This window comes from Nocardiopsis sp. RV163, from assembly GCF_001029525.1.
In the GTDB taxonomy this organism is placed as follows: Bacteria; Actinomycetota; Actinomycetes; order Streptosporangiales; family Streptosporangiaceae; genus Nocardiopsis; species Nocardiopsis dassonvillei.
In genome coordinates this window covers 24142-31530 of record NZ_LEKI01000058.1, presented here as the reverse complement: position 1 = coordinate 31530, position 7389 = coordinate 24142, and the positions used below count along the sequence as shown (strand labels likewise).

The following is a 7389-nucleotide window of genomic DNA, read 5'->3' as shown; positions in this document are numbered from 1 at the left end:
CCGCGCCGCCCCTCCCCGACCCAGAACACGAGGAAGCCAACACCGCGATGCCCGACACCCACGGACCGCACCTGATCCGCGGCGCCCGCCCCCTCGGCGGCGACCCCGTCGACCTGCTCCTGGCCGACGGCCGGATCGCCGCGACCGGCCGGGACCTGGACGCCCCCGAGGGCGCCCGGACCGTCGACGCCACCGGCCTGATCGCCCTGCCCGGCCTGGTGGACCTGCACACCCACCTGCGCGAGCCCGGCCGCGAGGACGCCGAGACCGTCGCCACCGGATCCCGCTCCGCCGCCATGGGCGGCTACACCGCCGTCCACGCCATGGCCAACACCGACCCCGTCGCCGACACCGCCGGCGTGGTCGAACAGGTCTGGCGCCTGGGCCGCGAGGCCGGGTACTGCGACGTGCGCCCCGTCGGCGCCGTCACCGTCGGCCTGGCCGGGGAGCGCCTCTCCGAGATCGGCGCCATGGCCGACTCCGCCGCCGGCGTGCGCGTCTTCTCCGACGACGGCATCTGCGTCTCCGACGCCCTGCTCATGCGCCGCGCCCTGGAGTACGTCAAGGCCTTCGACGGCGTCATCGCCCAGCACGCCCAGGAGCCGCGCCTGACCCAGGGCGCCCAGATGAACGAGGGCTGCGTCTCCGACCGCCTCGGCCTGCCCGGCTGGCCCGCGGTCGCCGAGGAGGCGATCATCGCCCGCGACTGCCTGCTAGCCCAGCACGTGGGCTCGCGCCTGCACGTGTGCCACGTCTCGACCAGGGGCTCGGTCGACATCATCCGCTGGGCCAAGGCCCGCGGCTGCGACGTCACCGCCGAGGTCACGCCCCACCACCTCCTGCTGACAGAGGAGCTGGTGGAGGGCTACGATCCCGTCTACAAGGTCAACCCGCCCCTGCGCACCGCCGACGACGTCCAGGCGCTGCGCGAGGGCCTGGCCGACGGCACCATCGACATCGTCGCCACCGACCACGCCCCCCACCCCGCGGAGGCCAAGGAGACCGAGTGGTCCACCGCCGCCATGGGAATGGTCGGACTGGAGACGGCGTTGGCGGTCGTGCAGCGCACGATGGTCGACACCGGTCTGCTGACCTGGTCCGACGTCGCCGACCGCATGTCCGCGGCACCGGCCCGCATCGGCCGAGTCCACGACCACGGCCGTGACCTGGCGGTCGGCCAGCCCGCCAACGTGGTCCTGTACGACCCGGCCGCCGCCGTCGACGTGGACGGAGCGGCCATGGCCAGCAAGAGCGGCAACACCCCCTTCCGGGGCATGACCCTGCCCGGCCGGGTGCGCGCCACGTTCCTGCGCGGCGCCCCGACCGTCCTGGAGGGGAAGATCCAGTGAGCACAGAACAGAACACCCGGGCCGCCGACGGCCCGGCGGAGGAGGGGGCGAACGTGTCCGAGAGCGGACCCGCGATTCTGGTACTCGAGGACGGCCGGGTCTTCCACGGCCGATCCTTCGGCGCCACCGGGGAGACCTTCGGCGAGGCGGTCTTCAACACCGGCATGACCGGCTACCAGGAGACCCTCACCGACCCCTCCTACCACCGCCAGATCGTGGTGATGACCGCCCCCCACATCGGCAACACCGGCGTCAACGACGACGACCCCGAGTCCGGCCGCGTCTGGGTCGCCGGGTACGTCGTCCGCGAACCCGCCCGCATCACCTCCAACTGGCGGGCCGAGCGCACCCTGGACGAGGAGCTGCGCCGCCAGGGCGTGGTCGGCATCGCCCTCACCGGCACCCGCGCCCTCACCCGCCACCTGCGCGACAAGGGCGTCATGCGCGCCGCCATCAGCACCACCGAGACGAACCCGGGGGCCCTGCTGGAGCGCGTGCGGCAGCAGCCCGCCATGGCCGGGGCCGACCTGGCCGCCGAGGTCAGCACCGGCGAGCCCTACGAGGTCCTGCCGCCCGAGGGGGTCCCCGCCCGCTTCCACGTCGCCGCCGTGGACCTGGGCATCAAGGCCATGACCCCCCAGCGCCTGGCCGAGCGGGGCTGCCGGGTCACCGTGCTGCCCGCCACCGCCACCGCCGAGGACATCCTCGCGCTGGACCCGGACGGGGTGTTCTTCAGCAACGGCCCCGGCGACCCGGCCACCGCCGACGCACCCGTCACAGCCATGCGCGGCGTCCTGGACGCGGGCAGGCCGCTCTTCGGCATCTGCTTCGGCAACCAGATCCTGGGCCGCGCCCTGGACCTGGGCACCTACAAGCTGCCCTTCGGGCACCGGGGCGTCAACCAGCCGGTGATCGACACCCGCTCCGGCAGGGTCGCCATCACCAGCCAGAACCACGGCTTCGCCGTCGACGCCCCCCTCGACGAGCCCTTCGACACCCCCTACGGCCGGGCCGAGGTCAGCCACATCGGCCTCAACGACCGCGTCGTCGAGGGGCTGCGGCTGCTGGACCGCCCCGCGTTCAGCGTCCAGTTCCACCCGGAGGCCGCCGCCGGCCCCCACGACGCCGCCGAACTCTTCGACGCGTTCGTCGACCTGATGTCCGCCCAGCCCGCTCCGGCTGCCAAGTAGCAAGAGGAAGCAGAGCATGCCGCGCCGTAGTGACCTTTCATCCGTCCTCGTGATCGGCTCCGGCCCGATCGTGATCGGGCAGGCGGCCGAGTTCGACTACTCGGGCACCCAGGCCTGCCGGGTTCTGCGGGCCGAGGGCCTGCGGGTCATCCTGGTCAACTCCAACCCGGCCACGATCATGACCGACCCGGAGATCGCCGACGCCACCTACGTCGAGCCGATCACCACCGAGATGATCGAGAAGATCATCGCCAAGGAGCGCCCCGACGCCCTCCTGCCCACCCTGGGCGGGCAGACCGCCCTCAACGCCGCCGTCGCCCTGGACGAGGCCGGCGTCCTCGCCAAGTACGGCGTCGAGCTCATCGGCGCCAACATCGAGGCCATCCAGTCCGGCGAGGACCGCGAGAGCTTCAAGGGCATCGTCGAGCGCATCGGCGGCGAGTCCGCCCGCTCACGCATCTGCCACACCCTGGAGGAGTGCCTGGCCGCGGCCGAGGAGCTCTCCTACCCGGTCGTCGTGCGCCCCTCCTTCACCATGGGCGGCGCGGGCTCGGGCTTCGCCCACGACGCGGCCGAGCTGCGCCGCATCGCCGGGCAGGGCCTGGCGCTCTCCCCGACCACCGAGGTGCTCCTGGAGGAGTCCATCCTCGGCTGGAAGGAGTACGAGCTGGAGCTGATGCGCGACACCAACGACAACGTCGTGGTCGTGTGCTCCATCGAGAACCTCGACCCCATGGGCGTGCACACCGGCGACTCCATCACCGTCGCCCCCGCCATGACCCTCACCGACCGCGAGTACCAGAAGCTGCGCGACATCGGCATCGCCGTCATCCGCGAGGTCGGCGTGGACACCGGCGGCTGCAACATCCAGTTCGCCGTCCACCCCACCACCGGCCGGGTCATCGTCATCGAGATGAACCCGCGCGTGTCGCGCTCCTCGGCTCTGGCCTCCAAGGCCACCGGCTTCCCGATCGCCAAGATCGCCGCCAAGCTCGCCGTCGGCTACACCCTGGACGAGATCCCCAACGACATCACCCGGGAGACCCCGGCCAGCTTCGAGCCCACGCTCGACTACGTCGTCGTCAAGGTGCCCCGCTTCGCCTTCGAGAAGTTCCCCGGCGCCGACTCCGGCCTGACCACCACCATGAAGTCGGTGGGCGAGGCCATGGCCATCGGCCGCTCCTTCCCCGAGGCCCTCCAGAAGGCCATGCGCTCCCTGGAGAAGAAGGGCGTCGGCCTGACCTGGGAGGGCGAGCCCGGCGACAAGGACGAGCTGCTGCGCCTGGCCGCCACCCCCACCGAGCACCGCCTGCGCCAGGTCCAGCAGGCCCTGCGCGCCGGGGCCACCGTCGAGGAGGTCCACGAGGCCACCCGCATCGACCCCTGGTTCGTGGACCAGATGCTGCGCCTGGAGGAGGCGGCCCGCGTCCTGGCCGACGCACCCAAGCTCGACGCCGACCTGCTGCGCCAGGTCAAGGGGCTGGGCTTCTCCGACCTCCAGATCGGCCAGATCACCGGCCGCAGCGAGGACGTGGTCCGCGAGCTGCGCCACGCCCTGGGCGTCCACCCCGTCTACCTGACCGTGGACACCTGCGCAGCCGAGTTCGAGGCCCGCACGCCCTACCTGTACTCCAGCTACGACGAGGAGACCGAGGTCCCCACGGGCGACCGGCCCAAGATCGTCATCCTGGGGTCGGGGCCCAACCGGATCGGCCAGGGCGTGGAGTTCGACTACTCCTGCGTCCACGCCTCCTTCGCCCTCTCCGACGCCGGGTACGAGACCGTGATGGTCAACTGCAACCCCGAGACGGTCTCCACCGACTACGACACCAGCGACCGGCTCTACTTCGAGCCGCTCACCCTGGAGGACGTGCTGGAGGTCGTACGCGCCGAGCAGGCCGCCGGACCGGTCGTCGGGGTCATCGTCCAACTGGGCGGCCAGACCCCGCTCGGCCTGGCCCGCCGACTCAAGGACGCCGGGGTGCCGATCATCGGCACCAGCCCCGAGGCCATCGACCTGGCCGAGGACCGCGGCGCGTTCGGCAAGGTCCTCGCCGACGCCGGGCTGCCCGCGCCCAAGTACGGCACCGCCCACTCCTTCGCCGAGGCCAAGGCCGCCGCGGACGAGATCGGCTACCCCGTCATGGTCCGCCCCTCCTACGTGCTGGGCGGCCGCGGCATGGAGATCGTCTACAGCGAGACGATGCTCGCCGACTACATCGAGCGCAACGCCGAGGTGAGCCCCGAGCACCCGGTGCTCATCGACCGCTTCCTCGACGACGCCATCGAGATCGACGTCGACGCCCTCTACGACGGCCGCGACCTGTACCTGGGCGGGGTCATGGAGCACATCGAGGAGGCCGGTATCCACTCCGGCGACTCGGCGTGCACCCTGCCCTCCATCACCCTGGGCCGCGAGGACATCGAGCGCATCCGCTACTCGACCGAGGCCATCGCCCGAGGCACGGGCGTGCGCGGGCTGATCAACGTCCAGTACGCGCTCGCCTCCGGAGTGCTCAACGTCCTGGAGGCCAACCCGCGCGCCTCGCGCACCGTGCCGTTCGTGTCCAAGGCCACCGCGGTGCCGCTGGCCAAGGCCGCCGCCCGCGTCATGGCAGGGGCCACCATCGCCGAACTGCGGGAGGAGGGCATGCTGCCCGCACGCGGCGACGGCGGCGACCTGCCCGCGGACGCCCCGGTGTCGGTGAAGGAGGCGGTGCTGCCCTTCAACCGCTTCATCGACAAGGAGGGCGAGGGGGTCGACACCATCCTCGGCCCCGAGATGCGCTCCACCGGCGAGGTCATGGGCCTGGACACCGAGTTCGGCTCCGCCTACGCCAAGTCGCAGTTGGCCCTGAACGACTCCCTGCCCGAGCGGGGCCGGGTGTTCGTCTCGGTGGCCAACCGCGACAAGCGCTCGATGATCTTCCCGGTCAAGCGCCTGGCCGACCTCGGCTTCGAGATCCTGGCCACCGAGGGCACCGCCGTGGTCCTGCGCCGCAACGGCGTGCACGCCACCGTGGTGCGCAAGCACAGCGAGGGCAGCGGCCCGGCGGGCGAGCCCACCATCGTGCAGCTCATCCACTCGGGGGGCGTCGACCTCATCGTCAACACGCCCTTCGGCAGCGCGGGGCAGGCCGGACCGCGCCTGGACGGCTACGAGATCCGCACCGCGGCCGTGGTGCGCCGAGTGCCCAGCGTCACCACCGTGCAGGGCCTGGCCGCCGCGGTCCAGGCCATCGAGGCGCGGGTGCGCGGCGACCTCGGCGTGCGCTCCCTCCAGGAGCACGCGAGCACCCTCACCGCCAGCCGGGCCTAGGCAGTGTTCTTTTGGACCTCCGCTCCGCTTCGGTCCGTGTTCGGGCGCCCGGAGAACGGGAACCTTCGGTGCCTGCGGCGGGTTCGCTCGTTCCTCGCGAACCCGTCTCCGGCACATCCAGAACCCCGTGGGCGCCCGAACCGACCCCCGCAAGCTGGGACCGGTTCGAAGAACAGGTCTTAGGCCGTTCGGCTTTGGACCTGCGCTCCGGTCCGGTCCGTGTTCGGGCGCCCGGAGAACGGGAACCTTCGGTGCCTGCGGCGGGTTCGCTCGTGCCCACCCGTCGCCCGCCACCGCCCTCAACCGACGCCTACGGCGCGGTTCTCCCACGGGAACCCGTCTCCGGCACATCCAGAACCCCGTGGGCGCCCGAACCGACCCCCGCAAGCTGGGACCGGTTCGAAGAACAGGTCTTAGGCCGTTCGGCTTTGGACCTGCGCTCCGCTTCGGTCCGGGGACGGGGGTGGGGCTGCGGTCGGGGGCGCCGTGGACGGTGTGTCCACGGCGCCCCCGCCTATACGGTTGGCGCACAGGACGACGCAGGAATCCCAGAGGGGGGAGGGCGGCGCCGACGCCCGGGTGTCCGCGACACCGGGCTCGGGCGCCACGACCTGATGAGCGACAACGGACCGGTGCAGACCAGGTGCCCCGTGCTGAACGTACGCAGGATGGACGCCTACTACGCCATCACCGTGGTCGCCCCGGGCATAGCCGAGCGGTTCCGCTCCGGGCAGTTCGTGTCGGTGGCCGTCGGCGGGGACCACTCCAGCACCCTGCTGCGCCGCCCCTTCGCCGTCCACGACGTCAAACCCGACTACGGCGGCACCGTCGAGTTCCTGTTCTCGGTGCGCGGCACCGGCACCGCCTGGCTCTCGGAGCGGCGCTCCCGCGACCTGCTGGACGTGGTCGGCCCCCTGGGCCGCCCCTTCCCGCTGCCCCGCGAGCCGGTCAACTGCGTGCTGGTGGGCGGCGGCTCGGGCAGCGCCCCGCTGTTCCCGCTCGCCCAGTCGCTGCGCAGGCGCGGCTGCCGGGTGGACTTCGTGCTCGGCGCCGCCTCCGCCGACCGGGTGTTCAGCGCCATCACCGCCCGCCGCATCGCCGAGACGGCCGCCTTCACCACCGACGACGGCTCCTTCGGCACCCGCGGTCGCGTCACCGACGTCCTGGGCAGGGTGATCGAGGAGTGCCGGTCCGACGCCGTCTACGCCTGCGGCCCCATGCCGATGCTGCGCGCGGTCACCTCCGTGGCGGCCGGCCACGGCATCCCCGTCCAGGTGGCGGTGGAGGAGACCATGGCCTGCGGCACCGGGATCTGCATGACCTGCGTCATCCCGGTCGTGGGTGAGGACGGGATCACCCGCATGGTCCGTTCCTGCGTGGACGGCCCGGTCTTCCGGGGCGAGCAGGTGCGCTTCGACGACGTGGGCACGATCCCCTTCGACGCCCTGGGCGCCCCAGGCTGGAAGGGCTCCAGCGCGGCCCGCGCCGCGGAGACGGCCCGCGACATCGCCTGAGGGGCCCGGCCCCGCTC

Annotated in this window: 4 protein-coding genes; all 4 read left to right on the top strand. The window is 72.4% G+C overall.

All coding sequences use genetic code 11. The features are described from left to right. The first annotated feature begins 47 nt into the window (after positions 1-47). The 4 genes from ABD54_RS12745 to ABD54_RS12730 all read left to right on the top strand — a co-directional run bounded on the left by ABD54_RS12745 (position 48) and on the right by ABD54_RS12730 (position 7372). Entirely contained in the window at positions 48-1349 is a 1302-nt protein-coding gene (locus ABD54_RS12745) for a dihydroorotase (protein WP_047869681.1), read from the top strand. Between the two features lie 53 nt (positions 1350-1402). Continuing rightward, a complete protein-coding gene (gene carA / locus ABD54_RS12740) occupies positions 1403-2539 on the top strand; it encodes a glutamine-hydrolyzing carbamoyl-phosphate synthase small subunit (RefSeq protein WP_047869682.1) in 1137 nt (378 codons plus the stop codon). Positions 2540-2555: 16 nt separating this feature from the next. Further along, positions 2556-5858, top strand: coding sequence for a carbamoyl-phosphate synthase large subunit (gene carB, locus ABD54_RS12735; RefSeq protein WP_047869680.1), 3303 nt, complete (start codon positions 2556-2558; stop codon positions 5856-5858). A 614-nt stretch (positions 5859-6472) separates the two neighbouring features. After that, positions 6473-7372 (top strand): dihydroorotate dehydrogenase electron transfer subunit, encoded by a 900-nt coding sequence (locus ABD54_RS12730; RefSeq protein ID WP_047869679.1) that lies wholly within the window; start codon positions 6473-6475, stop codon positions 7370-7372. Positions 7373-7389: the final 17 nt, after the last annotated feature.